The sequence below is a fragment of the Bradyrhizobium sp. 1(2017) genome (assembly GCF_011602485.2).
Classification (GTDB): domain Bacteria; phylum Pseudomonadota; class Alphaproteobacteria; order Rhizobiales; family Xanthobacteraceae; genus Bradyrhizobium.
Genome location: NZ_CP050022.2, coordinates 4,682,579 through 4,709,093 on the forward strand (window position 1 = coordinate 4,682,579; position 26,515 = coordinate 4,709,093).

Annotated in this window: 27 protein-coding genes and 1 tRNA gene; 8 read left to right on the forward strand and 20 right to left on the reverse strand. The window is 64.7% G+C overall.

Annotation, left to right across the window (positions count from 1 at the left end; all coding sequences use genetic code 11):
• Window positions 1-132 precede the first annotated feature (132 nt).
• On the forward strand, window positions 133-330 hold the full coding sequence (locus HAP40_RS22185) for a hypothetical protein (RefSeq protein WP_007603456.1): 198 nt from the start codon (window positions 133-135) through the stop codon (window positions 328-330).
• Window positions 331-403: 73 nt separating this feature from the next.
• Window positions 404-955: a GcrA family cell cycle regulator gene (locus HAP40_RS22190; protein ID WP_166815710.1), complete on the forward strand. Its 552-nt coding sequence runs from the start codon at window positions 404-406 to the stop codon at window positions 953-955.
• Between the two features lie 290 nt (window positions 956-1,245).
• Here the strand turns inward: HAP40_RS22190 and HAP40_RS22195 are convergent, their stop codons facing one another.
• Window positions 1,246-2,802: a porin gene (locus HAP40_RS22195; RefSeq protein ID WP_166815709.1), complete on the reverse strand. Its 1,557-nt coding sequence runs from the start codon at window positions 2,800-2,802 to the stop codon at window positions 1,246-1,248.
• Window positions 2,803-3,197: 395 nt separating this feature from the next.
• On the opposite strand from HAP40_RS22195, the gene HAP40_RS22200 reads away from it, so the two are divergent.
• Window positions 3,198-3,704, forward strand: a complete 507-nt coding sequence (locus HAP40_RS22200; protein ID WP_166815708.1) for a MarR family winged helix-turn-helix transcriptional regulator — start codon at window positions 3,198-3,200, stop codon at window positions 3,702-3,704.
• A gap of 21 nt (window positions 3,705-3,725) precedes the next feature.
• Here the strand turns inward: HAP40_RS22200 and HAP40_RS22205 are convergent, their stop codons facing one another.
• The 3 genes from HAP40_RS22205 to HAP40_RS22215 form a co-directional block, all read right to left on the reverse strand.
• Window positions 3,726-4,835 carry an alpha/beta hydrolase family protein gene (locus HAP40_RS22205; RefSeq protein ID WP_166815707.1) on the reverse strand — a complete coding sequence of 370 codons (1,110 nt, stop codon included), beginning with the start codon at window positions 4,833-4,835 and terminating at the stop codon, window positions 3,726-3,728.
• A 248-nt stretch (window positions 4,836-5,083) separates the two neighbouring features.
• The gene (locus HAP40_RS22210; protein WP_166815706.1) at window positions 5,084-6,055 is read right to left on the reverse strand and encodes an SDR family oxidoreductase; all 972 of its coding nucleotides are present in this window, start codon (window positions 6,053-6,055) and stop codon (window positions 5,084-5,086) included.
• Between the two features lie 143 nt (window positions 6,056-6,198).
• The gene (locus tag HAP40_RS22215) at window positions 6,199-7,107 is read right to left on the reverse strand and encodes a dihydrodipicolinate synthase family protein (protein ID WP_166815705.1); all 909 of its coding nucleotides are present in this window, start codon (window positions 7,105-7,107) and stop codon (window positions 6,199-6,201) included.
• Between the two features lie 346 nt (window positions 7,108-7,453).
• Between HAP40_RS22215 and HAP40_RS22220 the strand changes: the two genes are divergently transcribed.
• Window positions 7,454-7,693, forward strand: coding sequence for a hypothetical protein (locus HAP40_RS22220; RefSeq protein ID WP_166815704.1), 240 nt, complete (start codon window positions 7,454-7,456; stop codon window positions 7,691-7,693).
• Between the two features lie 146 nt (window positions 7,694-7,839).
• On the opposite strand, the gene HAP40_RS22225 is transcribed toward HAP40_RS22220, so the two are convergent.
• Complete coding sequence (locus HAP40_RS22225; protein ID WP_166815703.1) at window positions 7,840-8,805, reverse strand: alpha/beta fold hydrolase; 966 nt, start codon at window positions 8,803-8,805, stop codon at window positions 7,840-7,842.
• A gap of 126 nt (window positions 8,806-8,931) precedes the next feature.
• Between HAP40_RS22225 and HAP40_RS22230 the strand changes: the two genes are divergently transcribed.
• Window positions 8,932-9,555, forward strand: coding sequence for a TetR/AcrR family transcriptional regulator (locus tag HAP40_RS22230; protein ID WP_166815702.1), 624 nt, complete (start codon window positions 8,932-8,934; stop codon window positions 9,553-9,555).
• A 354-nt stretch (window positions 9,556-9,909) separates the two neighbouring features.
• A complete protein-coding gene (locus HAP40_RS22235; protein WP_246741338.1) occupies window positions 9,910-10,416 on the forward strand; it encodes a septal ring lytic transglycosylase RlpA family protein in 507 nt (168 codons plus the stop codon).
• A 1,023-nt stretch (window positions 10,417-11,439) separates the two neighbouring features.
• Here HAP40_RS22235 and HAP40_RS22240 read toward each other — a convergent pair.
• The 7 genes from HAP40_RS22240 to HAP40_RS22270 form a co-directional block, all read right to left on the reverse strand.
• Window positions 11,440-11,517: transfer RNA gene (locus tag HAP40_RS22240), tRNA-Pro, on the reverse strand.
• A 110-nt stretch (window positions 11,518-11,627) separates the two neighbouring features.
• Window positions 11,628-12,206: a MerR family transcriptional regulator gene (locus HAP40_RS22245; protein WP_166815701.1), complete on the reverse strand. Its 579-nt coding sequence runs from the start codon at window positions 12,204-12,206 to the stop codon at window positions 11,628-11,630.
• 24 nt (window positions 12,207-12,230) lie between these two features.
• Window positions 12,231-12,572 carry an integration host factor subunit alpha gene (locus HAP40_RS22250; protein WP_027548240.1) on the reverse strand — a complete coding sequence of 114 codons (342 nt, stop codon included), beginning with the start codon at window positions 12,570-12,572 and terminating at the stop codon, window positions 12,231-12,233.
• A gap of 132 nt (window positions 12,573-12,704) precedes the next feature.
• Window positions 12,705-13,685: a beta-ketoacyl-ACP synthase III gene (locus tag HAP40_RS22255; protein ID WP_166815700.1), complete on the reverse strand. Its 981-nt coding sequence runs from the start codon at window positions 13,683-13,685 to the stop codon at window positions 12,705-12,707.
• Entirely contained in the window at window positions 13,682-14,743 is a 1,062-nt protein-coding gene (plsX, locus tag HAP40_RS22260) for a phosphate acyltransferase PlsX (protein WP_166815699.1), read from the reverse strand. The genes HAP40_RS22255 and plsX overlap by 4 nt, the downstream gene beginning before the upstream one ends.
• A 299-nt stretch (window positions 14,744-15,042) precedes the next feature.
• Entirely contained in the window at window positions 15,043-15,612 is a 570-nt protein-coding gene (locus HAP40_RS22265) for a YceD family protein (protein ID WP_166815698.1), read from the reverse strand.
• Window positions 15,609-16,157: a ubiquinol-cytochrome C chaperone family protein gene (locus HAP40_RS22270; protein ID WP_166815697.1), complete on the reverse strand. Its 549-nt coding sequence runs from the start codon at window positions 16,155-16,157 to the stop codon at window positions 15,609-15,611. The genes HAP40_RS22265 and HAP40_RS22270 overlap by 4 nt, the downstream gene beginning before the upstream one ends.
• 98 nt (window positions 16,158-16,255) lie before the next feature.
• On the opposite strand from HAP40_RS22270, the gene HAP40_RS22275 reads away from it, so the two are divergent.
• A complete protein-coding gene (locus HAP40_RS22275; RefSeq protein WP_166815696.1) occupies window positions 16,256-16,741 on the forward strand; it encodes an outer membrane protein assembly factor BamE in 486 nt (161 codons plus the stop codon).
• A 216-nt stretch (window positions 16,742-16,957) separates the two neighbouring features.
• The gene (locus HAP40_RS22280; RefSeq protein WP_246741337.1) at window positions 16,958-17,971 is read left to right on the forward strand and encodes a Bug family tripartite tricarboxylate transporter substrate binding protein; all 1,014 of its coding nucleotides are present in this window, start codon (window positions 16,958-16,960) and stop codon (window positions 17,969-17,971) included.
• Window positions 17,972-18,143: 172 nt separating this feature from the next.
• Here HAP40_RS22280 and HAP40_RS22285 read toward each other — a convergent pair whose 3' ends face one another.
• The 8 genes from HAP40_RS22285 to glyA all read right to left on the reverse strand — a co-directional run bounded on the left by HAP40_RS22285 (window position 18,144) and on the right by glyA (window position 26,407).
• Window positions 18,144-20,264, reverse strand: a complete 2,121-nt coding sequence (locus tag HAP40_RS22285; protein ID WP_166815695.1) for a sodium-translocating pyrophosphatase — start codon at window positions 20,262-20,264, stop codon at window positions 18,144-18,146.
• 235 nt (window positions 20,265-20,499) lie between these two features.
• A complete protein-coding gene (gene thiL, locus HAP40_RS22290) occupies window positions 20,500-21,498 on the reverse strand; it encodes a thiamine-phosphate kinase (protein ID WP_334270707.1) in 999 nt (332 codons plus the stop codon).
• Window positions 21,499-21,738: 240 nt separating this feature from the next.
• Window positions 21,739-22,236, reverse strand: coding sequence for a transcription antitermination factor NusB (gene nusB, locus HAP40_RS22295; protein ID WP_166815694.1), 498 nt, complete (start codon window positions 22,234-22,236; stop codon window positions 21,739-21,741).
• 3 nt (window positions 22,237-22,239) lie between these two features.
• On the reverse strand, window positions 22,240-22,731 hold the full coding sequence (gene ribH, locus HAP40_RS22300; RefSeq protein WP_166815693.1) for a 6,7-dimethyl-8-ribityllumazine synthase: 492 nt from the start codon (window positions 22,729-22,731) through the stop codon (window positions 22,240-22,242).
• Between the two features lie 111 nt (window positions 22,732-22,842).
• Window positions 22,843-23,466, reverse strand: a complete 624-nt coding sequence (locus HAP40_RS22305; protein WP_166815692.1) for a riboflavin synthase — start codon at window positions 23,464-23,466, stop codon at window positions 22,843-22,845.
• On the reverse strand, window positions 23,466-24,614 hold the full coding sequence (gene ribD / locus HAP40_RS22310) for a bifunctional diaminohydroxyphosphoribosylaminopyrimidine deaminase/5-amino-6-(5-phosphoribosylamino)uracil reductase RibD (RefSeq protein WP_166815691.1): 1,149 nt from the start codon (window positions 24,612-24,614) through the stop codon (window positions 23,466-23,468). The genes HAP40_RS22305 and ribD overlap by 1 nt, the downstream gene beginning before the upstream one ends.
• Window positions 24,611-25,093: a transcriptional regulator NrdR gene (nrdR, locus tag HAP40_RS22315; RefSeq protein WP_027529969.1), complete on the reverse strand. Its 483-nt coding sequence runs from the start codon at window positions 25,091-25,093 to the stop codon at window positions 24,611-24,613. Before nrdR ends, ribD begins: the two co-directional genes overlap by 4 nt.
• A 15-nt stretch (window positions 25,094-25,108) precedes the next feature.
• The gene (gene glyA, locus HAP40_RS22320) at window positions 25,109-26,407 is read right to left on the reverse strand and encodes a serine hydroxymethyltransferase (protein WP_166815690.1); all 1,299 of its coding nucleotides are present in this window, start codon (window positions 26,405-26,407) and stop codon (window positions 25,109-25,111) included.
• Window positions 26,408-26,515 lie beyond the last annotated feature (108 nt).

Sequence of the window (26,515 nt, forward strand, 5' to 3'; positions counted from 1 at the left end):
GCGCCTGATTTCATGTGCGATTCCAATGGGCTGAGCGATCAGCCAAGGCCGCATTTGACTCCCACCCCCGAACCTAAATAGAGTCTTAAACGTTACTTTTATGTACCCGAGTATGAGGCTAGCGTTCGGGCCATGGCCACCGAAAAAGCCGAGACTGACCGTATTCCCGTAACCTTGGCGCTCTCGACCATCACCTATCTGGAGAAACTGGTGAGACAGGGCACCCACGGCACCAGCGTTCCCGGCGTCGCACGTACCTTGATCGAGGAAGGCATCCGTCTCGCCATCAAAGACGGGCTTTTGTCGATCCGCGACAACGGCAGAACGTGAGCACACGCCGGAGGTAAGGCGGACGGATCTCGAGCAGGCGGATGGCCGACATCTGCAACCTGGACCGTTACACATGCCTGCTCTTTCCCCGACTTCTTCACAGACTTTCTCACAGGGTTCTGCACAGACTTCTTCACAGGCTTCTTCGCAAGCTTGTTCGCAAACTTGGACCGACGAACGCATTGAGCTCCTGAAGCGGCATTTCGAGGCCGGCCTCTCCTGCCGCGAGATCGCCGCCGAAATCGGCGTCAGCCGCAACGCCGTGATCGGCAAGCTGTCCCGGTTGAACTTGACGCGCGGCCGGACGGTCGACGACCGCAAGGTTCACGACCGCGGCCCGGCGCCGGGGCGCGCGCGGAGAGCCGTCCCGCGCCTGCAATACGAGATGCTTGCCACGATCTATGGCGAGACCGATGCGCCCGTGGTCACCGGGCCGATCGACGAGGCCAACCGCTGCTCGCTGCTGGAGCTGTCCGAGAACCGTTGCCGCTGGCCGATCTCATCGCCGGGCGAAGACGATTTCTGCTTCTGCGGCAATGTCGCGCCCGACGGCCACTCCTACTGCGTCGGCCATAGCCGCCTTGCCTACCGGCCGAACTCGCGCATCCGCGCCATGCGCGGCTAGTTTCTGGTCACGCGTTGAAACCGCCATGCTCCAAAACGAAAAACCTCCGGCGGGGCATCACCGGAGGTTTCTGGAGGCTTAGCGTGAAGCTAAGAGCCGTACCTTTCGTATCCGGCCGAGAGCTATATAGCTTAGTAACTCAGGTAAGTAAATAAGTTTGAGGCGATTGAATCGCATGGCTCGTCTTCATCGGGAGCGCGGAAGGCTGCCGGATTTCCGAATTCATCATCACATAAAAAAGCCCCGGCGGTTTCCCGCCGGGGCTTATGTCATCTTCGGAAAGACCGAGCTTACCAGTTGCGCTGGGCGCGCAGCAGTAGGCTGTAGGTGTCCTGGTCCTTCAGCTCATACGTGGCCGCCGGCTTGGCAACGGCGGTCTGCGCACCGGGCGTGATCAGGCCCGAAAACTTCTGGTCGAGATGGCTGTAGGTGAAGTCGGCCGAGAAGGTCAGGTTCTTCACCGGCGTCCAGCGGGTGATGACACCGATCTGGCCGATGTTGAAGTCCGGGTTGCAGGTGCCGGTCAGGGTCGCGAACGCGGCGCTGCCGCAGATCAGGCTCTTCGCCGTGCCGCTGTAGTTGACCGCAGCCCACGCACCGTAGAGCGCGGTGTTCCAGAACGGGCTCCAGTTATGGGTGTAGGCACCGCGGAAGCCGTAGGTCTTGGTCAACTCGAGCTGGCCGCCCGGGCCGAACACTGCGTCAGACACGCCGGCAAAGCCGATGCTCTGATAGGCGGCGTTCGAGCTGCCGAACATCGAGTAGCTGGTCGCAGCCAGCTCCTGGAAGTTGTAGCGGCTCGCGCCCTCGGTGTAGACGCCCGAGATGTTGATCACGTCGCCTGCGCCGGTCGGGATGTTCTTGATGCCCAACGCGAGCTGAACGGCCCAGCCCCATTTGTCTTCCGGATGGCCGGTGGTTTCAGTGGCGCCGTAATAGCCGACATGGTTGTCGTGCGCGGCGACCGACGCCTGGAACAGGCCCCAGGCCTGGTCGACGCGAACCATGGCGACGAGGTCTGGCGAGCGCGTGCCGCCGAGGTCGTTCGAGCCGTAGGCCCCGCCGAGAACGCCGGTGGTGGACATGCCGGCGGTGTTCCAGATGTTGGTCTGGAAGACCTGCGTCTGGTCCTGCGCCGAGAACGCCGCCGTGATGCCCTGACCGAAATCGGCCGTATAGGTGATCTGGGCGACGCCGTTGGTGGTGCCGCTGCCGCCGACCAGCTGGTCGAAGTTGTTGCCGGGATAGTTGATCCAGGGCGCGTCGAATTGCGAGACCGACTTACCCAGGGTGAAACCGGCGAACTGGATGAAGGCGTAGTAGACGCCGAGCGAACCGCCGGAGATGCCGCCGTCGGTGCCGTTGACCGCGCCGCCGCTCGAGCCGACGAGACCGGTGCCGGCGGCGTTGAGGCCGAGGGTGCCGCTGTACTGGGTGCCGCCCGTGCCCGAGCCGGTGCCGACATAATTGCCGGTCGTCCAGGTGAAGACGGCGTCGAAATAGGTGCGGACCACGCCGTACTCGGTCGCAGTGCGCGTGTCGATGTTGAGATCTTCACGAGCGCGCATCGAGTAGTAGTTCGTCAGGCGGTTGTTGGCCGCGAAGACGTTGTTGTACTGGGCGCTGTAATTGCCGCCGGCATTGAGCGCCACTTCGGCACGCAGATAGCCGCCCAGCTTGATGCAGGTGTCGCTGCCAGGGATGTAGTAGAAGCCCGCACCGTAGAGCGAGCAGATCTTGACGTATTCGACCGCCTTGGCCTTCACCGGAAGATCGGCCGCCTGGGCTCCACCCACGGCGATCAGACCCGCCGCAGTGCCGAGCAAAAGGCTCTTCACCACTCTCATTTAAAACCTCCAAGTTGCTCATTTTACGGAGACCGGACCGTGAGGCCCCCCAAGATCCCCGTCTTTTCAAATCCGCTCGGCCGCTGTGCGCTTTCGGACACACCCGCATTCGAGCGAGGGACGTGAGCGAACCACCTGCAACGGGACGATCGAGTACCCCCCACCGTCGCGGCCAATATGCCTGCGTCGTTCCGCTAATCAAAATAGTTTATCAACTCAGCTTTATTGTTTCACTAACCCTGTGCCCCGCGCGCAACACCAATATGCTGAGCAGATCATATTTGTAGTTTTAGTGACAAAATAACGCAGCCCTGCACTTGCGTCAGAGCAGGCTTGCGTGGACTATGGCCCACCGCGAAGTTCGGCCTGAAGAATCAGTTCACGGGAGTGACGCTGTGTCCGCAACGAGGAAAGAGGGTGCGCGCCTGCGCTCCATCGGAAATCTGGATGTCATCAGGCGCTTCACCTGGGAGATATCGTCAATCAACATGTATCTGGAGGAGCTGCGCCAGTTCTGGGCGCGAACGCTCGGCATCAGCGGCCCGCAATGGCTGATCCTGATGGCTATCTCCGACCTCGACAAGGACGACGGCATCCCGGTCAACGTCGTCTCCAAGCTGCTCCACGTCGATCCGTCCTTCGTCACCACGCAGTCCAAGCTGCTCGAGAAGAAGGGTCTGTTGCGCCGCCGTCCCTCGCCGACCGACGCCAGGGTGGTCCGACTGTCCCTGACCGAGAAGACCCAGAAGCACCTGGCGAGCCTCAACGAACAGTACAAGACCATCAAGGAATTCGTCTTCCAGGAGTTCGACGAACACGAGCTGACGGAGTTCACCACCAAGCTCGCGATGCTGAAGACCCGACTGGAAAAGGCCTGCGTCCGCCTCACGCTCGACTTTTGATGCGAGCGCAAGACCAGGCGTCTAGATCCGCCCGGCGGCGCCGAGCCGCGATTCCAGCCAGTCGAAAATGTATTCGTTGGCAAGGCTCGGATTGTCCGCATGCGCCTGCGCCGCGCCGGTCTCCGCTGCGGTGAACACCTTCAGCATGACGTCCGAGCTTCCGAGCCCGGAGTTCTTGACGAGCTGACGCGCCCGGTCGGCCTTGAGCCAGCCGTCCTCGCCGAGCGTGATCAGCACCGGGCAGTCGGCGCTCGACGCCATCAGCGGGGCATGCGGCACCGGAACGATGCTGACGTCGCTCATCGCGAATCGGCTGGCGAAGAAAGCCCGCTCGTGCAGGTCCCACAGGCCGCCGTCGCAGACCGCTGCGGCGAGCCGCGGCTCCTGCAACACCGCGCGCGCCACGAAGGACGAGCCCCAGCCATCCGCGACGATTGCGACGCGATCGAAATCGACGTCGCCCCGCGTCTCCAGATAGTCCATGACGCACGGGATCGAGCTCTCGAGATCCCGCCGCCGCAACAGTGCATCGAGATAGTCGTCGCGCCGGTCGCCGAACAGGTCCAGCGCCAGCATGGAGAATCCGCGCTCGCGCGCATGCGGCGCGAGCTTGAACAGGAATTCTTCCTTCCGGTGGCCAGGCTCGCCGATGCAGATCACGGTCGGAGCCCGCCCACGTCCCGGCGCCGGCAGGAAGTAGCCCTCCAGCGGGTGGCCATCGAGCCAGGGGATGGTGACGACCTCGCCGGCCGGGCGGCGTGCCGCAAGATAGCGGCGGGCGCATTCCTGCATGGCCAGCACCGCGACCCAGCGGCGCTCATCGGCCGGGTCGAGTGGCATTGCCGCGGCGCCGTAATAATTCATCGCGCGCAGCCAATTGCGCTGCGCCGTCGCCATGTGGCCTTCCGCGAAAGCGGCCTCGGCGCGATGGCGATTGGCCTGCGCCAGCTTCTTCCACTCGCGATGCCAGGACTGATCTTCGCCCCGCTTCAGCTGCCGCGCGATCATCAGGCATTCGGCGATCGTGGCGCCGCCCTCCTGCGCCGCGGTCAGGAGCCGCGTGAATTCAGCGGATATGTCCTCTCGCTCCGGGCAAAGGATCCAGTCGTCGGAGAGGCATGCGGGTATCATCGGAGCTACGCTCTATCGTCGCGTTACCCTTGCTTGACTAGACTATTTCGGTTCATCGACCAAGCTGGCGTGCGTCAAATGAGACCCGTTTAAGATCACCATCGCTTGAACGCACGGGATGCGTCGCATGCGTGACATTCCAATTCGGCATGAGGTGACGAACACTGGCAAGAGGTGGCACACGATATCGGCTGCGCACCTCTTGCCATGACGATGATCATACCTAAATCGGCGCGCCGCCTGGCTGCTCAGCCGAGTCGCCAGCCGACCTCCTGCGTCAAACTTTCGTAGAAGGCGCGGTCGTAGGCCTGCTCGGGCGTGGCCCGCACGCGCTCGTCGAGGCGCATGGCGTCCTCGCCGACGAGAATGCGCCAACGCTCCGCCTTGACCCCGTCGAGGATGATCTTCGCGGCCTGTGCGGCCGTCGTCGGCGCGTCCTCGAGGAAGCTGCGGGCGCGTTCGGCAAACGCCGCCTGGACGTCCTCGTCCGTCATCCTGTCGGCGTCCGGCACGCCGGCCGCGACCATGCGCTTGCGGGTCAGCGCGACCTCGTCGGCATTGAGCCGCTCCGATCCGTCGGCGCTCTGCACCTTGCGCGAATTGGAGACGATGGAGGTGCCGATGTGGCCCGGCATCACCACCGAGCATTTGACGTGGGGCGCGTGCAGGCGGAGATCGTTGATCAACGCTTCGCTAAATCCCTTCACCGCGAACTTGGCGGAGCTGTAGGCGGTGTGCGCCTGGTTCATGCCGATCGAGGCCCAGAAGCCGTTGACGCTCGCGGTATTGACGATGTGGGCCTCGTCCGCGGCCACCAGCATCGGCAGGAAGGTGCGCACGCCGAGATAGACGCCGCCCCAGCAGATGTTGAAGGTGCGCTCCCACTGCTCGCGCGTGTTTGTGAACAGGCTGCCGCCGCCGCCGATGCCGGCATTGTTGAACAACAGATGGATCCGGTCCGTCTTCTGCTGCTCGGCGAGCTCGTCGCGAAAACGCTTCAGGTGATCCTCGATCGCGACGTCGGCGACATGCGTGGTGACACGCAGGCCCTGCGGCAGCTTCTCGAGCTCGCACAGCCGCTTGGTCTCCGCCATCGCGGCTTCCGAGACGTCGCACATCGCGACGTTGCAGCCTTCGGCCACGAGCTGCCGCGCGAGCTCGCGCCCCATTCCCGTGCCACCGCCGGTGATGACCGCGATCTTTCCAGCAAAATCCTTCATGGGACTTCGGTCCCTCCCCTCGTCGGTATGTTTCTTCGGAGCACCCCGTTGCGGGACGCCGGCGCGAAATGTAGCAGCGCCGCATCCGCGGGTAAAAGCGGATCGGCGCTGCTGTCTTCGCGGCCGTTATTTCGGCGGACGGACTATTCCGCCGCCTCGTTGCGCGCCCCGCTCAACGCGCCGAGCGCCTCCAGTGCCTTGCGGGTCGCTGCCTGCTGCGCACGTGATGCCTCCGGCATCGGTGCGCGCGGATACGTCTTCGGCAGACCCTGCAGCGTCTGCGCATAGCGCGTGCAGGCCGGCAGATTGTCGGCAATGATCGCGTTCCACAGCGTCAGGAGTTTCTTGTGCAGGTCGAGCGCGCGCGGATGGTCGCCCGCCTTCACCGCGTCCCACAGCGCGACGGAGGCATGCGGCGCCGCGGTCAGGATCGCCGCGATCGAGCCATGGGCCCCTAACGTATAGGACGGATACATCAGGGCATCGACGGCGCTGTAGATCAGCTTGTCCGGTGCCATCATCATGAGATCGGCGAACAGCTTGAGGTCGCCCGCGCTCTGCTTGACGCCGACCACCAGCGGCACCTCGGTCATGATCCGCGTCAGGAGCGCCGGCGAAAGATACGACCACGGCACCACGTTGTAGATGATGATGGGCATTCCGGTCTCATCGGCCATGGCGCGGAAATGCGCCACCATCGCCTCGTCGTCCGGCTTGAACAGGTAATGCACCGGCGTGACCTGGAGCGCGGCGACATTCATATCGCGCACGAGCCTGCCGCGGCGGATCGCATCGCGCGTCGAATCCACGATGATGCCGGCGATCACGGGAATGCGTCCCTTCACCGCGTCCACCGTGGCCGCCATCAGGTCGCGATATTCCTCGTGGTCGAGCGTGTGGCCCTCGCCGGTCGAGCCGCCGGCCGCAACGCCATGCGCGCCGGCCCCGATCATCCAGTCGACTTGCGGCGTCACGAGCTTGTAGTCAATCTCGCCATCCTTCCGGAACGGCGTCGTCATCGGCGGAATCACGCCGGTTGGTCGTACCTTCATGGTCTGCCCTCGCGTTTCCATTGCGTGTGACGGTGACCGCTCTTTTGGCGAGCATCCGTATATCTCCGAGCGTATCGGCTGCGCCGGCCGTGTGAAGGGCCGTCCGCGCGATACTGCCTCCACAATCGCTCATTCCTGCATCACCCCTGCCTGCATCATTTCTGCCCCGGTTCCCGTATTTGCCCGGCTTCGGTTTAAGGGTAATTTTTTTACAGTCCGAAACATCAAATGGACTCTCGGACGCTGGGTCGAGTCGGCTAGGCCAGCGTGTTGTGTGTGAGTCACAGGCTCTGGCACTCCGCTTGCATCCTTGTCGTGGTCAGAAACTACCGATGAGGTGACTGGAATGTTCGTGACCGTCGTTGCCGTGCTCTGCCGGCTGAGCGCAGCCAGCTCAGCCAGTTGCGTCGAGGAAATCGTGACCGACAGCAACATGACGCCTGAGATATCGATGATGCAGTGTGCGATCGGCGCACAGGCGCCGCTTGCGAAGTGGATGGGGGAGCATCCGATCTATCACGCCAATTGGCGCCTCGAGCGTTACAAATGCGTGCCGGGGCATTACGAGATCAAGGGTCACGCCTAAGACCCAGCAAAACTACCGATATCAATGCATCTGATATCGGGACTATCAGAGGAAACGCCCCGGGCCGCCTTGTCCTCCGCGCGGGCACCGTCAGCGCCAGCTCCGATCGCGCCGCTGCGGTTTGTGACAACGATCACGCCTTCCCTTTAAGCCACCGCGCGCAAAATCATCGCACGCGCGCGTCGCCCCTCCGGCGTCGGCATCAGCGCGTAATTGTGCGGCTGGTCGCGGAGCAGATGCAGCTCGACCGGCACGCCAACCGCCCTCGCTCTTTCAGCTAAATCGACGCTGTCCGGATACAGGAGATCGCGCGTCCCTGCGAAGATCGTCATCGGCGCGAGCGCGCGGAAGGCGCCGTTGAGCGGGCTGACGAACGGATGGCCGATATCGAGCTCGCCGGCATAGAGCCGTCCCGCCTCGGCGATTCCCGGAATGTCCTGGATCGGATCGCGCGCGGCGATCGCCATCTGCTCCGGGCGGCTGACCGAGGCATCGGCCGCCGGCGAGATCAGCATCATGCGATTCGGCTGCCGATGACCGCGATCGCGCAGCCACTGGCACGCCGCGAGCGCAAGACCCGCGCCGGCGGAATTGCCGACCACCGTCACCTTGGCGTCGCCTGCGTCTTCCAGCAGCATCCTGAGCAACTCGGCCGTCGCCGGCACGACGTCCTCGGCGGTCGCGCGCGGCGCCAGCGGATAGATCGGCACGACGCAACAGACGCGCGCCTTGCGCGTCATCTGGTCGATGAAGCGCCAATGCGCCGGCACGATCTCGTTGATGTAGCCGCCGCCGTGCAGGAACATGACGTAGTTGCAGCCTTCATGGCCGGAGGGCGGCGCGGTGTAGTAGACGGGCCAGCCGCCCATCTTGGTCAGGATCACCTCGACGTCACGGCCGAGTCCCGTCGGCTCGTAGGAGGCCGGCGCCAATGCCAGCTTCTGCACATGCGCCTGCACCGCCTCGGCTGATGCGAGCTGCTTCTTGTACGGAAGCTGTCGCAGCAAGAGGTTGAAGGCGCGACTTTGCAGGCTCGCCGCGGGATCGCGGCTTCGCTGCACGCAGAGGCCCGGGCAAAACTGCAAAGCCGACACAAGTCTCGCAACGCTCATGGTCCGTTCTCCGCCTGGCTCGGCATCCATATGGCGGCAAAAGGGGCTTGCCGACAGGCCTCCATGGGCGGATATAATGCGAGCGATCGCTCGCATTTTCTACTCGCATTCGGGATCGCAGGGCTCATGGCGCGCAAACCGCCGACAAATCCCCGGAAACATGCGTCCCAAGCGCGTTCGCGCGCCACCGTCGACGCGCTGGTCGAAGCAACCGCTCGCATTCTGGTCCGCGACGGCTTTGAGAAGACCAGCACCAACCGCATCGCCGAGATCGCGGGCGTCAGTGTCGGGTCGCTCTACCAGTATTTTCCCAGCAAGGAGGCGCTGGTCGTCGCCGTGATCGAGCGTCACAACGAGGAGATCATGAAGATCGTCCGCGCCGCCTTCGTCGAGGTCGCGGACATGCCGATCGAGAAGGCCGTGCGCCGCCTCGTCACAGCCGCGATCGAGGCCCATCATATCGATTCCAATCTGCACCGCGTCCTCGCCGAGCAGATCCCGCGCTCCGGCCAGCTCAAGGAAGTCGAAGCTTCGAACCGCGAGGTCCACGCCCTCGTGCGCGCCTATCTCGAAAGCCGCCGCAAGGAGATGCGCAGGATCGATCCTGATATCGCCGCCTTCGTCTGCGTCAGCGCGATCGAAGCGGTCGCACACAACACCGTGCTGAGCGGGGCGCAGATGCTCACGGAGAAGATGGTGCGGACGCTGGTGGACGAGACGACGCGGATGGTGGTGGGGTATTTGAGGTAGGCGGGCGGCAAGCCAAGGTACTTGCATTCCAGCGAAGCCGACGCTCCTTAAGCTCGCCGCATCTTCCGCCCGACGATCGCCCTCCTCCGGGGTCCAAAGCCGATCGTTGCGCGCCTCACTTCCGCCGGTACGAGATCACGACCCGCCGTAGCCCATCAGCCTCGGCTGCAATTTAAATATTTAATTTATTTAATTTCAGATGAATTAAATGTCGTATCATTTGAGATCATTGGGAGCAGGAACGCTCTTGCTCCGCAATGTCGGTATGTCATCACCGTTTTGCGCGTGTCAGGGAACGCGGCCTCATGAGCCTGCATTGTGGGTTTGATCTTCAATTTGTTCATGAGGTCGACAATGCATCTTCTCGTCAGAATGGTAGCGATTGCGACAGTCCCTGCTTGGATCGGATTGAACGCGGACCCTGCTGCAGCACAGGATTTCACCGACCGATGGTCCATCATTCCGAAGGCTCAAGCAGAGCCGGCGCCTGGGGGAGTAGACCAGATCAAGACGGATCAACCGGAGGCTCGACCTCCAAACGAACAAGAGCCATCGGCTGATCGCCCGGGCATGCGATCTTTCAATCGAGTCTTTTCGGGAAAGGCCTCCTATTATTGGTATTCCAAAGGCAAGACAGCAAGCGGTTCGACATTCAATCGGAATCACCTGACAGCAGCGCATCGGACCCTGCCGTTCGGCACCAAGGTCCGCGTGACCCATGGCGGAAGCAGCGTCATCGTCACCATCAATGACCGAGGCCCGTTCATTCGTGGCCGCGTCCTCGATCTCTCGCTTGCTGCCGCGCGCAGCCTGGGCATTACGGATCGCGGTGTAGCTCACGTCCGTGCCGAGGTGTTGTAGCGGAGGACTTTTGAAGCGCCGTGACATGGATAACCCGACGCCCCCTCGTGACCCACTTCCGTCTGCGTCCGCGATCGAGGCCGCCGCGCACAGCTCGGTGCTGAACCGGGAAGATCACGGAAGATGGTGCGGGCGCCGGTGGAGAAGACCACGCAGATGGTGGTGAGGTGTTTGAGACAGGTAGCGTCAGATCCTCAGCACCTCTGCGTCCAGGGAAGTCGGCGGAAACCTCGCCTGGTCAAAGCCGAGATGACGCCGAACTGAGAAGCGATCAGGAGCGTACAGCACGCCATCCGCGCCTCGAAGAACGCGACCAGGAAGACGTCTTTCACGTCGAAGCCATAGGCGGAGGGCGGCGCTGGACCCGAAACGAAAAGGCTCGCCACTGTGGGTGGTGGCGAGCCTTCGAGACTTAGCGTCCCTTCGATTTCGTATCGTTCATCGTTGCGCCAGGATTGGCTGAACTCGGGCTGCTCGATGCGCCCTGACCCGTTGCAGCAGCGGGTGAGTTACCTCCGCCTCCGCCTGCAGAGCCGCCTGCGCCAGAGCCACTTCCGCCGGACCCTCCCCCGGCACCGGCTCCCGCACCTGCGCCCGCTCCTCCAGCGCCTCCAGCGCCACCGCCGCCCGCTCCGCCGCCGGCTCCGCCACCGCCTTGTGCCGTCGCCGCCGCGATCGAACCGAGAATGAACGCTGCCGCCAACGCAATTTTCGTAACTCTCATCGTGTTTCCTCCGTTAAGGGTGCTTGCCAACGGAGGCCTTGGCACGTCGTTCCTAACTCGTGCGACCGATTGCTGCCGCAGCTTGTCAGCACGTCTAACGCCGTCGATTGTCCGAGGCGTCAAGTCATTTCGGAAAAACGTCATCCCAACAATGACTTCGCTACTGTGCATGGGGTTGTTTTCGGCATCCTGGTCCTGCCGGCCACCGGACCCGCCATGCCATACCGATCGCGCACGCGCCAACGGCGGGGAGCTCCACGCCGCCCCGTCGATCCACGCGACAAATGATTTGAGAAAAATGGTCGGAGCGAGAGGATTTGAACCTCCGACCCCTAGTCTCCCAGACTAGTGCGCTAACCGGGCTGCGCCACGCTCCGAACGTCGTTCCATTAGCTAGGATCGCTGCTTTGCGCAAGGCGACGTCACACCATTTTGGTGTCCTCGGCCAAAGCCCCCGGAACCGGGCGCAAGCTTGCCGATGGCGGCCCTAGCCGTCCTTCAACGCCTGATCCAGCATTTCCCTGGCTGCGACGAGGTCGGCGAGCGCCCGTCCCAGCCGCTCCCGGTCGAGCGCGCTGGGGCCGGCAGACGCTGCAGGCGCGCCGCCCTTGCGGAAGGTGGTGAGGATCTCCTCGTCGTCGATCTCGGCGAAGCGGAAGTCGATGCCTTCCTCCTCGTCGCCCTGGTAGTCGTCATCGTCGGTGTCGGTGATGCCCTTGATGGGGGCCTCGTCCTCGGGCTCCATCAGGCTCGCGCCGATGGCGTCCTCGATGGCGCCAAAGGAGACCGCGGCCGCGCTGTCGGCGAGACCCTGCACCGATTTGACGCCGTGCTCCTTGAGGATCCGTTGCACGCCGCGGATGGTGTAGCCCTCCCCGTACAGAAGCCGGCGGATGCCCTTGAGCAAATCGACGTCGTCGGGGCGGTAGTAGCGGCGGCCGCCGCTGCGCTTCATCGGCTTGATCTGGGCGAAGCGGGTCTCCCAGAACCGCAGCACGTGCTGCGGAATGTCGAGTTCCTGCGCTACTTCGCTGATGGTTCGGAACGCATCCGGCGCCTTGTCCAAATGCCAATCCTTTCCGAATGGCGGTTACGCCTCGGGTTGAGCCTTGCTGGCATCGCCATTGGTGCGATGCTGGGAATTGATGCGCTGCTTCAGGATCGCCGACGGCTTGAACACCATGACCCGGCGCGGCGAGATCGGCACCTCGGTGCCCGTCTTCGGGTTGCGGCCGATGCGCTGGCCCTTCTTGCGCACCATGAAGGAGCCGAACGAGGACAATTTCACCGTCTCGCCCTTCTCCAGGCAGTCGGTGATCTCCTTCAGCACGAGTTCCACGAAGGCGGACGATTCCGTGCGCGACAGGCCCACCTTCTGGTAGACGGCCTCGCACAGATCGACACGCGTTACGGTTTTGCTTTGATCGGTCATCGCCCTGCCCCACATCACGGCGAACAATTGTTGTCTGAAATTATGAGGTTACGATACGGCGGTCAACAGCGCTCATCAATGCCGAAGCATCGATAATCGGCGGTGATTCCGACAAAATTTTATCGACTGTTGCTACCAGCGCACGAGTGCGGAGCCCCAGGTGAAGCCGCCGCCCATGGCTTCCAGCAGAACCAGGTCGCCCTTCTTGATGCGGCCGTCCTTGCGCGCCACCGAGAGCGCCAGGGGGATCGAGGCCGCCGAGGTGTTGCCGTGCCGGTCCACCGTCAGCACCACCTTCTCGGGCGCGATGTGCAGCTTGTGGGCGGAAGCGTCGATGATTCGCTTGTTGGCCTGGTGCGGCACGAACCAGTCGATGCTGTCGGCGTTGAGCCCGGTCGCCTGGAAGGCGTCGACGATCACGTCGGTGATCATGCCGACCGCATGCTTGAAGACCTCGCGGCCCTCCATGCGCAGATGGCCGACGGTCTGGGTCGAGGACGGCCCGCCGTCGACGAACAGCTTTGCCTTGTGGCGGCCGTCGGAGCGCAGATGCGTGGTGACAATGCCGCGGTCGGTCGCGGCGTTGCCCGGCTGCTCCTGCGCCTCCAGCACCACCGCACCGGCGCCGTCGCCGAACAGAACGCAGGTGCCGCGGTCGTTCCAGTCGAGGATGCGCGAGAAGGTCTCCGCGCCGATCACCAGTGCGCGCTTGTAGGCACCGGTGCGCAGGAAATTGTCGGCCGTGGCGAGCGCGAACACGAAGCCCGAGCACACCGCCTGCAGGTCGAAGGCCGCGCCATGATTGATGCCGAGCCCGTGCTGCACGGCGACCGCCGTTGCCGGGAACGTGTTGTCCGGCGTCGAGGTCGCCAGCACGATCAGCTCGATCGATTGGGCGTCGAGGCCGGCGTCGGTGAGCGCGGCCTGCGCCGCCTTGATCGCGAGGTGCGAGGTGAACTCGCCTTCGGCTGCGACATGCCGCTCACGGATGCCGGTGCGCTGCACGATCCACTCATCGGAGGTGTCGATCCGCGCCGCCAATTGGGCGTTGGTCACCACCTGCTCCGGCAGATAAGAGCCGCAGCCCAGTACGACCGAACGAATTTTCGTCACGAAACAGCCTCCTGCGCGGCCTGCACGGGATTGAGTGCACCACCCTCGCGGTTGAGCATCTGATTGATCTTGTTCAGGAGATCGTAGTGAGCCATCTCATAGCCAACATCGATCGCGTAGGCAAAGCCTTCGGCATTGATTCCGCCGTGGCTCTTGACCACAAGCCCGTTCAGCCCGAGCAGCACTCCACCGTTCGACTTGTTCGGGTCCATCTTGTCGCGCAGGGCCTGGAAGGCATTGCGGGCAAACAGATAGCCGATTTTGGACAGCCAGCTCCGCTGAATCTCGTTACGGAGTAAGTCCGCCATCTGGCGCGCGGTTCCCTCGGCGGCCTTGAGCGCGATGTTGCCGCTGTAGCCCTCGGTCACGATCACATCGGCCAGCCCCTTGCCGATGCCATCGCCCTCGACGAAGCCGATATAGTCGAGTTCCGGCAGGTTCATCGCGCGCAGCATCTCGCCGGCCTCGCGGATCTCCTCGTGCCCCTTGATCTCCTCGGTGCCGATATTGAGCAGGCCGACCGTCGGACGCTTCTTGTCGAACACCACGCTCACCATGGCCGCGCCCATCACCGCGAGCGACACCAGATGGCGCGCATCGCCGCCGATCGTCGCCCCGAGATCGAGCACGACCGACTCGCCGCGCCTGGTTGGCCAGATCGCGCTGATGGCTGGGCGGTCGATGCCGGGCAGCGTGCGCAGATGGAACCGAGCCATCGCCATCAGCGCGCCGGTATTGCCGGCGGAGACCGCGACATCCGCCTCGCCCTGCTTGACCGCATCGATGGCCAGCCACATCGAGGAGGTCTTGCGGCCCCGCCGCAGCGCCTGGCTCGGCTTGTCCGAGCCGCTGACGGCGACATCGGTGTGGATGATCTTCGAGGCGGCCTTGAGCTGGGGATGCCGGTCGAGCTCGGGCTCGATCTTGGCGCGGTCCCCGACCAGCAGGAATTCGATGTCGCGATGCCTGCCCAGCGAGATGGCAGCGCCCGGAATGACCACGGCGGCGCCGGCGTCGCCTCCCATGGCGTCCAGCGCGATACGAACCTTGCTTGGCATGAAAGTCCTGGAAACCTGGTCTGGTGCGGTCTTGAGTTAGCGGGGCCGCAAAATGGGTTCGCCACGGACATGGCGACCGGCCAAGCGCCACGCCGCACCCGGACCGGGGCGCGACAATAGCGTTTTGTACCCCCGAAACAACCTCTTGCCCCCAGCCTTTTGCATTCGGGGCGATCCGGGAACGGGTGGATGAATTGGCAAGAAATACATCGAAATCAACCGGATATGGCCGGGCTTCAAACCATCGCGATAGACGGCTCATGTCCGGCCGCAAGCGGTCCGGCCGGATATGCCCCGGGCTATTTGCCCTTTTTCCTGTCCTGGAGGGCCTTCAGCGCTGCGAAGGGATGGTCCTCCGGATCGGGGGCGGTGACCTCCGCCTCGAACACCGCCCCTTCCTTGCGCGGATAGGGGTCGATTGCCAGGAACAGCGCGTCCGTGGCGAGACGGCCAAGGTCGATGATGCCATTGACGATCGCCTCCGGAGGGTCGGCGACCTCAGGCGGCTCCTCGTCGTCCTGCCCCTCCTCGATCAGGTCGGCCAGCCGGCGCGCCTCGGCCTCGGGGGCGAACATGAGGTCCACCTCCTCCTCGATCTCGCTCTCGATCGGATCGAGCGTGACGACGCAGGTCTGGCCGATCCGGCCGCGGACCAGCCCCGTGACCTGGAGCCGGCCGCCGCTTTTCGGCACGACATCAAAGCTCGCATGGGCGGACAGCACCTCCCGCAGACCCGCGATCTCGGCCATGGCCTGCCGCTCGGCCGCTGATGCCTCGAGCTCGCGATGCAGGCCGGTGTCGGGGACCTGCGCCACGATGACGGGCGCCCGCCAGGGATCTGGCTCGGATCCGGTCGTCGGTCGGGTCATGGCGTGACATCCTCTGGGAGCGCCGGGGGAAACTTGAACGACGCGCGCAGCAGCGCCGCTTCATCGGTCCGGCCGAGATCGGCTTCCGTGGCTCGGGCATAGGCCGCGAGGCTCCGGGCCTGATCCATGCCGGTACCATTCAAGATATTCTTGCAGATCGCCGACGCCAGCGCTTCGCCGCCACCGTCCATGGCCTGGTCATAAGCCTGGACGCGGCCGTAGAAGGCCTCGCCGAAAGCCCGCATCCGTTTCGGCACGGTCTGATCGCCTACCCCCATCTCGCGCAGATTGTCATCCATGTCCTCGCAGAAGCGGTCGAACAGCGCCTGGGACAGCTCCGTGGCGCTCTGGACGGTGCGCAGGCGGCGCAGCAGCAGCCACAGATGCAGCAGCAACAGGTCGAAACGACCGTTAACCGTATCCGGCACGCCCAAGTCCCGGTAAAATATGGGTTCTCGCGCCTGCGTCACGATCATGCCATAGATGGCCTCGATGGTGCCCGGGGCTAGCCGGGGTTTCCTGAAGTGATTGAACGGCCAAAGCATTGTGGTTTCCGCAAGCGGGCGCGCGCGTGTTGCATTCTGAGCCTCCGCCCGGTACTTCAGCGCCTCGCGCGACGCAAGGGGACGGAATCAGTTCCGCAATGACGATAACGAACCAGACCGGCCTGCGCGCTGACAAGCGGCGCGGCCTTCATGCACGCTGGCGCGGCTTGCGCCTGCTCGCGGCCGCGACCCTGGTCGGCGCCGCCCTTGCAGGCTGCACCGGCGAGCAATTCCAGAAGGGCTACATCCTGCCGCCCGGCGCGCTGGAGCAGATTCCGATCGGTGCGAGCCAGGACCAGGTGCTGATCGTGATGGGCACGCCCTCCACCGTCGCGACCCTCGACGGCGAGGTGTTCTATTACATCTCGCAGCGCTCGGAGCGGATGGTCGCCTTCATGAACCAGAAGGTGGTCGACCAGCGCGTCATCGCGATCTATTTCGACAAGAACCGGCGCGTGCGCCGGCTGGCGAATTACGGCCTGCAGGACGGCAAGATCTTCGACTTCATCAGCCGCACCACGGCGACGTCGGGCCAGGAGATGAGCTACCTCGCACCGCTGTTCAAGCTGCTGAGCTTCAACTGAGTCGCGACCGCTCTCGCGCGAAGCGGATACCGCTTCGCGCGAACAAAACGCGTCGAAACAAGATCTAAAGCCCGATCCAATTCCGTCGGAAGGTAAATCGCTCCAGCCTGCGGCGTCCTGCCGCTGTCCACGCGGCCCTTGCCGCCATGCGCGACTTGCCGCCGCACGCTGCGTTCCCTTACGCTCCCTGCAAAGCAAGAAGCAGGGAGTGGATTCGTGCCCAGGAAACTTCAGAACATTTCGTTGTCCCGCCGTCGCGTGCTCGCCGGTGCTGCCGGCCTTTCGGCCGCAGCGATCCTGCCGCGATCGAGCCTCGCCGACTGGAAGCCGACCGAGACCGTTCGTCTCATCGTACCGGCCGCAGCCGGCGGCTCGACCGACGTCATGGGCCGGCTGCTCGCTGCCCATCTGCAAACGGCCTGGGGGCAATCGGCCGTCGTGGAAAACCGCTCGGGCGGCGGCGGCACGATCGGAACCGCCGAGGCGGTCCGCGCCAAGCCTGACGGTCAAACCATCCTGGTCGGCAACCCCGGACCGAACGCGATCGCCTACAGCATCTTCAAGAACCTCAGCTACAAGCCGGAGCAGCTGCAGCCGGTTTCCAACATGATCCGGATCCCGAACATCGTCTCGGCGCATCCAAAGACCGGCATCAAGTCGATTCCCGAGCTGATCACCTACCTGAAGGGCAATCCGGACAAGCTCAGCTATGCCTCCTCCGGCGTCGGCCAGAGCCCTCACCTCACCGGCGCGTGGTTCCTCCAGCTCACCGGGCTGAAGATGACGCACATTCCGTTCCGCGGTGCCGGCCCGGCGCTCCAGGCCGCGCTTGCCGGCGACATCCAGATCCTGTTCGACAATCTCTATCCGAGCCTGCCGCAGGTCCAGAACGGCACACTCAATGGCCTCTGCGTCACCACGACCGAGCGCAGCGAGCTCGCGCCGAACCTGCCGACCATGCGCGAGAGCGCGCCGGAGCTGGCGAATTTCGACGTGTCCTCCTGGTTCTCCGTCTTCCTTCCGAAGGGGGTCTCGCCCGAGGTGCTCAGCGCGCTCAATCTCCAGATCAAGGCGATGCTGGAGCGCGACGACGTCAAGAAGCAGATCGCCGCCATGGGCGCCCGCGCCGACTACGGCACGCCAGAGCAGTTCGCCGCCTTCGTGGACGCCGAGACGAAGAAGTTCGCCGGCATCATCCAGAAGGAAGGGCTGCAGATGGACGTGCAGTAGCGCCACTTCCGTCATTGCGAGGAACGTAGCGACGAAGCAATCCAGACTGCATCTGCGGAAAGACTCTGGATTGCTTCGCTGCGCTCGCAATGACGTGGTGAGAGCGTGCAGTCCACCAAACAAAAACCCCGCGGCTCGCGCCGCGGGGTTTGTCTTGTGTCGTTGACGCCGCTCAGTGCGCCAGGATCGCCAGCAGCAGCAAGGCCACGATGTTCGTGATCTTGATCATCGGGTTCACCGCCGGGCCGGCCGTGTCCTTGTAGGGGTCGCCGACGGTATCGCCGGTCACCGCCGACTTGTGGGCATCACTGCCTTTGCCGCCGAAATGACCGTCCTCGATGTACTTCTTGGCGTTGTCCCAGGCGCCGCCGCCCGAGGTCATGGAGATCGCGACGAACAGGCCCGTCACGATCACGCCGAGCAGCATCGCGCCCACCGCGGAGAACGCCGCCGACTTGCCGGCTACCCCGCCGCCCGCGATCGCATAGATCACGAAGTAGACGACGATGGGCGACAGCACCGGAAGCAGCGAGGGGATAATCATCTCCTTGATCGCCGCACGGGTGAGCAGGTCGACCGCCTTGCCGTAATCGGGCTTGTCGGTGCCCTGCATGATGCCGGGCTTCTCGCGGAACTGACGCCGCACCTCCTCGACGATCGCGCCGGCGGCGCGGCCGACCGCGGTCATGCCCATCGCGCCGAACAGATACGGCAACAGGCCGCCGAACAGCAGGCCCACCACCACGTAGGGGTTGTTGAGCGAGAAGTCCGGATTGACGCCGGCGAAGTAGGGATGGCGCGCGGAGTCCGCAACGAAGAACTTGAGGTCCTGGTTGTAGGCCGCAAACAGCACGAGGGCGCCGAGACCGGCCGAGCCGATCGCGTAGCCCTTGGTCACCGCCTTGGTGGTGTTGCCGACCGCGTCGAGCGCATCGGTCGACTTGCGTACCTCCTTCGGCAGTCCCGCCATCTCGGCAATGCCGCCGGCGTTGTCCGTCACCGGACCGAAGGCGTCGAGCGCGACGACCATACCGGCCAGCGCCAGCATGGTGGCGGTCGCGATCGCGATGCCGAACAGCCCGGCGAGGCTGTAGGTGACCAGGATGCCGGCGATGATGACGATCGCGGGCAGCGCGGTCGCTTCCATCGACACGGCGAGGCCCTGGATCACGTTGGTGCCGTGGCCGGTGACCGAGGCCTGGGCGATCGACTTCACCGGACGATAGTCGGTGCCGGTGTAGTATTCGGTGATCCAGATGATCAGCGCGGTGACGACGAGACCGACCACGCCGCACTCGAACAGCGCCATGCCGGTGTAGTCGACGCCGTCGAGCTTGCCGAAGCCGATCAGGTAGTGGATCACGAGCGCAATACCGACCAGCGACAGGACGCCGGTGGCGATCAGGCCCTTGTAGAGCGCGCCCATGATCGACTGGCTCGGTCCGAGCTTGACGAAGAAGGTGCCGATGATCGAGGTGATGATGCAGATGCCGCCGATGGCGAGCGGCAGCGTCATCATGCTGGCGAGGATCGGCGTCTTGGCGAAGAAGATCGCCGCCAGGACCATGGTGGCGACCGCGGTCACCGCGTAGGTCTCGAACAGGTCGGCCGCCATGCCGGCGCAGTCGCCCACGTTGTCACCGACGTTGTCGGCGATGGTGGCGGGGTTGCGCGGATCGTCCTCGGGAATGCCGGCCTCGACCTTGCCGACGAGATCGCCGCCGACGTCCGCACCCTTGGTGAAGATGCCGCCGCCGAGACGGGCGAAGATCGAGATCAGCGAGGCGCCGAAGCCGAGCGCCACCAGGGCGTCGACGACGACCCGGCTGTCAGGCGCCAGCTTCAGCGAGTGGACGAGGAAGGCGAAATAGAGGGTGACGCCGAGCAGAGCGAGACCCGCCACCAGAAGCCCGGTGATCGCACCGGCCTTGAAGGCGAGCTCGAGGCCGCCGGCGAGCGAGGTCGTCGCGGCCTGGGCGGTGCGCACATTGGCGCGGACCGAGACGTTCATGCCGATGAAGCCGGCCGCCCCCGACAGGACGGCGCCGATGGCGAAACCAATCGCGACATAAAGTCCGAGGAAATAGGCAAGCAGCACGAAGATGACGATGCCGACGAGACCGATCGTGGTGTATTGGCGCCGCAAGTAAGCCTGTGCGCCTTCAGCGACTGCGCCTGCGATCTCCTGCATGCGCGGCGACCCCGCATCCGCGCTCAACACCGAAGACGTCGCCCAAATCGCGTAGACGACGGAAAGCACTCCGCAGAGCACTATCAACCATAATGCTGTCATGTGATTTTTGCCTCAGATCCTTGATGTAACCCCCGGCGCCTTTTGTTGTCCGTCGTGCGGTGCGGCGCCTTGATTTTGAACAAAGCCGCCCCCTAGCCCGAAGGGAGCGGCCCCAGTCGGTCACAAGCTTGCCAAAATCAAATTGAGGGTGCAACGCCGGATAAGGCCGAAACAGCCGATCTCGGCAGGTATTTGGGCCAGTCCCGAGAACTAAGATGCCGGTTTGGAGCAATTCCTAGAAGTGGCTGTAGGACAGCCGCTTCAAGGTCAGCTCCTGCCCCTGCCCGTCCAGGAAGCGCGGCCGCTCATGGCCCGCGACGATCGTGCCGATGGCCGTGACGGCCAAACCGGCCGCCTTGCCCGCGGCGATCAGCACCTCGCCTTGCTCCGGAGGCACGGTGCACAGCACCTCGTAATCGTCGCCGCCGGCCAACAGGGTCTCGACGCCAACGACCTTGCGCGCGATCAGGCCGGCCGCCGCCGCCGACAGCGGCATGGTCGCCACCCCGACCGTGGCCGAGACGCCGGAGGCCGCGCAAAGCTTGGTGAGATCGCCCGCGAGCCCGTCGGAGACATCCATCGCGGCATTTGCATGGTCGCTCACGGCCCGCGCCAGCGCGTTGCGCGGCTGCGGCACGCGATAGCGCGAGACCAGAAAATCCCGTGCAGCGGGATCGGACGCAAGCGCGGCGGCCACTGCGCCTCCCGTGAGCACGTCGAGGCCGAGCGCGGCATCGCCGATCGTGCCCGTCACCAGAATCAGATCGCCCGGGCGTGCGCCGGTGCGACCGACCATCCGCCCCCGCGGCACGCGGCCGAAGGCGGTGATGGAGATCATCTGCGGCCCTGGCGTCGAAACCGTATCGCCGCCGAGCAGCGAACAGCCGAAGGACCTTGCGTCCTCGCCGAGCGCATCCGCAAACGGCCGTAGCCAGGCATCCTCCCTGCTCCGCAGCGCCAGCGTCAGCACGAAGCCGGCTGGCACCGCTCCCTTGGCGGCGAGATCGGACAGATTCACCCGCAGCGCCTTGCGCGCGATCGTATCGGGCGGATCGGCGGCCAGATAATGGACGCCCTCGACGACGGCATCGGTGGTGACCACGATGTCCTCGCCCGATGACGACAGGATCGCGGCATCATCGACCAACCCGAACGCGCCGGGATCGGTCGCGAGAGGCCTGAAATAGCGCGCGATGAGGGAGTCTTCGGCGGAGGGATTTTGCGGGTTTGCCATGAGCCTAACCCCACTCTCCACTGTCATCGCCCGGCTTGCCGCCTTCGCTAAAGCTTCGGCGCGCCTGGGATTGTAGGCCTCGTCGAAGCCTTGGCGTAGACGGGACCGGGCGATCCGGTATTCCAGAGACGGTCGTGTCAAATCGATTGGCCGCGGCGTACCGGATCACCCGCCTTCGCGGGTGATGACAACGGAGTATGGGGCAGCCGTCTCGCATGAATTCACCGCCCTCGCGGGAGATTACCCCCGCCCGAACTCGTCACCGCGAAACTGACGGCCGATCTGGTCGAGCACCGCGTTCACCATGCCGGTCTCCTCGCGGTCCACGAAGGCGTTGGCGACGTCGACATATTCGGAGACGACGACGCGGCCCGGCACGTCCTTGCGATGCTGGAGCTCATAAGCCCCTGCCCGCAGCACCGCGCGCAGGATCGCCTCGATCCGCTTCAACGGCCAGCCCTTCGACAACGCCTCGTCGATCAGCGGATCGAGCTTCTTCTGGTCGCGCACGACGCCAGAGACGACGTCGCGAAAGAACGCAGCCTCCGCCGGCAGGTAGGTGTCGCCCTCGACCTCGTTGCCGAGCCAATGGCTCTCGAATTCGGCGAAGATGTCGTTGATGCCGGCGCCGGCGATATCCATCTGGTACAGCGCCTGCACGGCGGCGAGCCGTGCCGCACCGCGCCGGTTCGCCTTCTTCTCGGCAGCGCCTGCCGGTTTTTTGTTGTTGTCGGCCATGGTTCAGGCCTGCGCCAGGCGGCGTTTGATGCGCAGCATCGCAAGCGCGGCGCGCGCGGCATCGCCGCCCTTGTTGAGCTCGCTGGCGCGTGCCCGCGCCCAGGCCTGCGCATCGGTATTGACGGTGAGGATGCCGTTGCCGAGCGGCAGCTTCCGCGCCACGGCGAGATCCATCAGTGCGCGCGAGGATTCCTGCGAGACGATCTCGAAATGGATGGTATCGCCGCGGATGACGCAGCCGAGCGCGATCACGGCGTCGTAAGGCTTGCCGTTCGCCGCAGCCGCGTCGATCGCGATGGCGACCGCTGCCGGAATCTCCAGCGCGCCCGGAACGGTGATGACGTCATGGGTCAGGCCGGCGGCCTTCAGCTCAGCGACCGCGCCGTCCAGGAGCGCGTCCTGGAGATCGTCATAGAACCGTGCCTCGACGATCAGCGCGCGTGCGCCGGAAATGTTGGTCTGGTCCTTCAGGGGTGCGCGCCGCGCGTCTGCCATGGTCAACCTATTCTGTCATTGCCGGGCTTGACCCGGCAATCCATCGGGCAAGCACCTCTTAAGAGGATAGATGCGCGGGTCAAGCCCGCGCATGACGACTTTATGCGCCGGTCACTTCATTTCCGTCAGCCGCGCGGCGTAGCGGGCCATCAGGTCGACCTCGATATTGACCTCGTCCCCCGCCTTCCAGCCGCCGATCGTCGTCACCGTCAGCGTGTGCGGGATGATCAAGACCGAAAAGCTCGTGTCTTTCACCGTGTTGACCGTCAGCGAGACGCCGTCGAGCGTGATCGAGCCCTTGGTGGCGATGAAGCGCGCCAGCTCGCGCGTCGTCGAGAGCTCGAACCGCGCCATATCGGGCAGGTCCTCGCGACTGAGAAGCCTCGCGACACCGTCGGCATGGCCGGCGACGATGTGGCCGCCGAGCTCGTCGCCGATCTTCAGCGCCCGCTCGAGATTGAGCTTCGTTCCGACCTTCCAGCGATCTGCGGTCGTCAGCGCCAGCGTCTCCGCGGCGGCATCGACGTCGAACCAGGTACGTTGCTCAGAGTCCTTGCCGCCTGCGACGCCGGAGGCGACCACCGTCAGGCAGACGCCGTTGCAGGCGATCGAGGCGCCATCGGCAATGGTGGTCTGGTCATAGCTGCAGGCAATGCGCAGGCGGTGGAGCTGCCCCTGCGCCGTCGGCGTGAAGCCGACGATCTCGCCGATATCGGTGACAATGCCAGTGAACATTACGCGCGCTCGTAGACGGTGAGAGTATCCTTGTCGAATGTCTCGCTAGCATGAACCTTGTAGGCCTGCGACTGCGTGATTTTCGACAGGGGCAATGCATCGAGCGCATCGACGCCGCCAGCGCCCACCTCTTCCGCGCCGCGGAACAGCCAGATTTCGTCGACGAGATCGGCCGCGACGAAGGACGCGGCGACACGGCTGCCGCCCTCGACCATCAGCCGCGTGATGCCCTTCTCGGCCAGCGCGTGCAGCACGGCCGGCAGATCGAGCCCCGCTGCACCGCCCGACGCCACGCGCAACAATTGCGCGCCGGCCGCCCCGAGCCGCGTTGCGGCCGCAGCTTCCGCGAGCTCCGAACTCACCACCCAGAGCGGTGTTTCGCGCGCGGTGCGCACAAGCTTGCTCGCGCCGGGAATGCGCAGGCTCTGGTCGAACACCACCCGCACCGGCGAGCGCGCCGCCATGCCCGGCAGGCGGCAGGTGAGAAGCGGATCGTCCGCCAGCACCGTGCCGATACCGACCAGAATGGCGTCGCTCTGCGCGCGCAGAAGATGCACGCGATCACGCGCGGCTTCGCCGGTGATCGCGACCGGCTTGCCGCCGGCAGCGCCGATCTTGCCATCAGGCGAGACCGCGAGCTTCACGATCACATGCGGACGCTTGTCGCGGATGCGGCGGAAATGGCCGGCATGATCGAACGCGGCCTCTGCCGCGCACAGACCGACGTCAACCGTGATTCCGGCGGCGCGCAGGCGGGCATGACCCTGGCCCGCAACTTCAGGATTGGGGTCCTCGATCGCCGCGACCACCCGCTTGATGCCGGCGGCAATCACCGCATTGGCGCAAGGCGGCGACTTGCCGAAATGCGAGCACGGCTCCAGGGTAACGTAGAGCGTGGCCCCCCGCGCCGCCTCGCCTGCGCGGCCCAGTGCCTCGGGCTCGCCATGCGGTCGTCCGCCGGGCTGGGTCCAGCCGCGGCCGACGATAATTCCGTCCTTGACGATAACCGCGCCGACGGCCGGGTTGGGCCAGGTGCGCCCCTGCCCGCGGCGCCCGAGCGCCAGCGCCAGCTGCATGAAGCGGAGATCGGCGTCCTTGGCCTCGCGGGCCTTGTGCGCGAACTGATCTTCCAGGATGCGGAAGATCATTTGCGGATCGCGGCGAGCCGCGCTTCCTCCTCGCCGGAGAGCTCGCCGAGCACGTCGGCGAAATCCTTGGCCTCGCGGAAATTGCGATAGACCGAGGCGAAGCGCACATAGGCGACATCGTCGAGCGTGCGCAGATGCTCCATCACGGTCTCGCCGATCACCTCCGAGGAGATCTCGGCTTCGCCCCCGGTCTCGAGCTCGCGCACGATGGTGGAGACCATCTTCTCCACCCGCTCCGGCTCGACCGGCCGCTTGCGCAAGGAGATCGACACCGAGCGCATCAGCTTGTCGCGGTCGAACGGGACGCGGCGGCCGTTGCGCTTGATCACTGTGAGCTCGCGCAGCTGCACGCGCTCGAAGGTCGTGAAGCGGAATTCGCAGGCGACGCACACGCGACGCCTGCGAATGACGGATGAATCCTCGGTTGGACGCGAGTCCTTCACCTGCGTGTCGAGACTGTTGCAGTTCGGGCAGCGCATCCGCTTGGCCTAGCCTTACTGATAGATCGGGAACCGATCGGTGAGTGCCTGGACACGTTCCTTGATCGCGGCTTCGACCAGCGGCGCCTTGCCGTCGTCGGACTGCGCGATCGCGTTGAGAACCTCGGCGATCATGCCGGCGACCTGCTGGAATTCGGCGACGCCGAAACCGCGGGTGGTCGCGGCGGGAGTGCCGAGACGCAGGCCGGAGGTCACGAAGGGCTTTTCGGGGTCGAACGGAATGCCGTTCTTGTTGCAGGTGATGGCGGCGCGGACCAGCGCCTTCTCCGAGACGTTGCCCTTCAGCCCCTTCGGCCTGAGGTCGACGAGCATCAGATGGTTATCGGTACCGCCCGAGACAATATCGAAGCCGTGGCTCTTCATCGCCTCGGCCAGCGCCTTGGCGTTCTCGACGACGTTCTTCGCATAGACCTTGAAGTCCGGACGCAGCGCCTCGCCGAAAGCAACCGCCTTCGCCGCGATCACGTGCATCAGGGGGCCGCCCTGCAGACCCGGGAAGATCGCCGAATTGAGCTTCTTCGCCAGCACCTCGTCGTTGGACAGGATCAGGCCGCCGCGCGGGCCGCGCAGCGATTTGTGCGTCGTGGTGGTGGTGACGTGGGCATGGGGCACGGGCGAAGCGTGCACGCCGCCGGCAACCAGGCCCGCGAAATGCGCCATGTCGACCAGCAGGTAGGCACCGACGCTGTCCGCGATCTCGCGGAAGCGCTTGAAGTCCCAGGCGCGCGAATAGGCCGAGCCGCCGGCCACGATCAGCTTCGGCTTGACCTCTTCGGCCTGCTTGGCGACCGCATCCATGTCGATGATCTGGTCCTCGCGGCGCACGGTGTAGTGCGCAGCCTTGAACCACTTGCCGCTCATGTTGACGGGCGAGCCGTGGGTGAGATGGCCGCCGGCCGCAAGGTCGAGGCCCATGAAGGTGTCGCCGGGCTGGAGCAGCGCCAGAAACACCGCCTGGTTCATCTGGCTGCCGGAGTTCGGCTGAACGTTGGCGAATTTGGCGCCGAACAGCTTCTTGGCGCGATCGATCGCGAGGTTCTCGGCGACGTCGACCCACTCACAACCGCCGTAGTAGCGCGCGCCCGGATAGCCTTCCGCATATTTGTTGGTCATCACCGAACCCTGCGCTTCCAGCACGGCCCGGCTGACGATGTTCTCAGAGGCGATCAGCTCGACCTCATGGCGCTGCCGGCCGAGCTCGCCCTTGATGGCGGCGGCGATTTCCGGATCGGCCTGCTCGAGCGAGGCGGTGAAAAACGAATCGGGCGCGGAGGCGGTCTTGGCTGAGGTCATCTTGCGAATATCTCCACCGCCGCAGCCTTTTGGCGGGCTACGGGCGGTCTGGTGTGGCGATCGGAAGCGGCGAGCGCGATCTACCACATCGCCCGCCCCCGGCCAAGC

What these genes read in the sequence shown, in the direction of transcription:
- plsX (WP_166815699.1), bottom strand. Translation starts at nt 14,743, where the DNA reads ATGCCAAGCAAGGTTCGTATCGCGCTGGACGCCATGGGAGGCGACGCC.
- HAP40_RS22225 (WP_166815703.1), bottom strand. Translation starts at nt 8,805, where the DNA reads ATGAGCGTTGCGAGACTTGTGTCGGCTTTGCAGTTTTGCCCGGGCCTC.
- ribD (WP_166815691.1), bottom strand. Translation starts at nt 24,614, where the DNA reads ATGATCTTCCGCATCCTGGAAGATCAGTTCGCGCACAAGGCCCGCGAG.
- HAP40_RS22235 (WP_246741338.1), top strand. Translation starts at nt 9,910, where the DNA reads ATGCATCTTCTCGTCAGAATGGTAGCGATTGCGACAGTCCCTGCTTGG.
- HAP40_RS22190 (WP_166815710.1), top strand. Translation starts at nt 404, where the DNA reads ATGCCTGCTCTTTCCCCGACTTCTTCACAGACTTTCTCACAGGGTTCT.
- HAP40_RS22285 (WP_166815695.1), bottom strand. Translation starts at nt 20,264, where the DNA reads ATGACAGCATTATGGTTGATAGTGCTCTGCGGAGTGCTTTCCGTCGTC.
- HAP40_RS22185 (WP_007603456.1), top strand. Translation starts at nt 133, where the DNA reads ATGGCCACCGAAAAAGCCGAGACTGACCGTATTCCCGTAACCTTGGCG.
- thiL (WP_334270707.1), bottom strand. Translation starts at nt 21,498, where the DNA reads ATGGCAAACCCGCAAAATCCCTCCGCCGAAGACTCCCTCATCGCGCGC.
- nrdR (WP_027529969.1), bottom strand. Translation starts at nt 25,093, where the DNA reads ATGCGCTGCCCGAACTGCAACAGTCTCGACACGCAGGTGAAGGACTCG.
- HAP40_RS22250 (WP_027548240.1), bottom strand. Translation starts at nt 12,572, where the DNA reads ATGACCGATCAAAGCAAAACCGTAACGCGTGTCGATCTGTGCGAGGCC.
- HAP40_RS22230 (WP_166815702.1), top strand. Translation starts at nt 8,932, where the DNA reads ATGGCGCGCAAACCGCCGACAAATCCCCGGAAACATGCGTCCCAAGCG.
- HAP40_RS22210 (WP_166815706.1), bottom strand. Translation starts at nt 6,055, where the DNA reads ATGAAGGATTTTGCTGGAAAGATCGCGGTCATCACCGGCGGTGGCACG.
- HAP40_RS22305 (WP_166815692.1), bottom strand. Translation starts at nt 23,466, where the DNA reads ATGTTCACTGGCATTGTCACCGATATCGGCGAGATCGTCGGCTTCACG.
- HAP40_RS22275 (WP_166815696.1), top strand. Translation starts at nt 16,256, where the DNA reads ATGACGATAACGAACCAGACCGGCCTGCGCGCTGACAAGCGGCGCGGC.
- ribH (WP_166815693.1), bottom strand. Translation starts at nt 22,731, where the DNA reads ATGGCAGACGCGCGGCGCGCACCCCTGAAGGACCAGACCAACATTTCC.
- HAP40_RS22205 (WP_166815707.1), bottom strand. Translation starts at nt 4,835, where the DNA reads ATGATACCCGCATGCCTCTCCGACGACTGGATCCTTTGCCCGGAGCGA.
- HAP40_RS22270 (WP_166815697.1), bottom strand. Translation starts at nt 16,157, where the DNA reads ATGCTTTGGCCGTTCAATCACTTCAGGAAACCCCGGCTAGCCCCGGGC.
- HAP40_RS22220 (WP_166815704.1), top strand. Translation starts at nt 7,454, where the DNA reads ATGTTCGTGACCGTCGTTGCCGTGCTCTGCCGGCTGAGCGCAGCCAGC.
- HAP40_RS22215 (WP_166815705.1), bottom strand. Translation starts at nt 7,107, where the DNA reads ATGAAGGTACGACCAACCGGCGTGATTCCGCCGATGACGACGCCGTTC.
- glyA (WP_166815690.1), bottom strand. Translation starts at nt 26,407, where the DNA reads ATGACCTCAGCCAAGACCGCCTCCGCGCCCGATTCGTTTTTCACCGCC.
- HAP40_RS22195 (WP_166815709.1), bottom strand. Translation starts at nt 2,802, where the DNA reads ATGAGAGTGGTGAAGAGCCTTTTGCTCGGCACTGCGGCGGGTCTGATC.
- HAP40_RS22265 (WP_166815698.1), bottom strand. Translation starts at nt 15,612, where the DNA reads ATGACCCGACCGACGACCGGATCCGAGCCAGATCCCTGGCGGGCGCCC.
- nusB (WP_166815694.1), bottom strand. Translation starts at nt 22,236, where the DNA reads ATGGCCGACAACAACAAAAAACCGGCAGGCGCTGCCGAGAAGAAGGCG.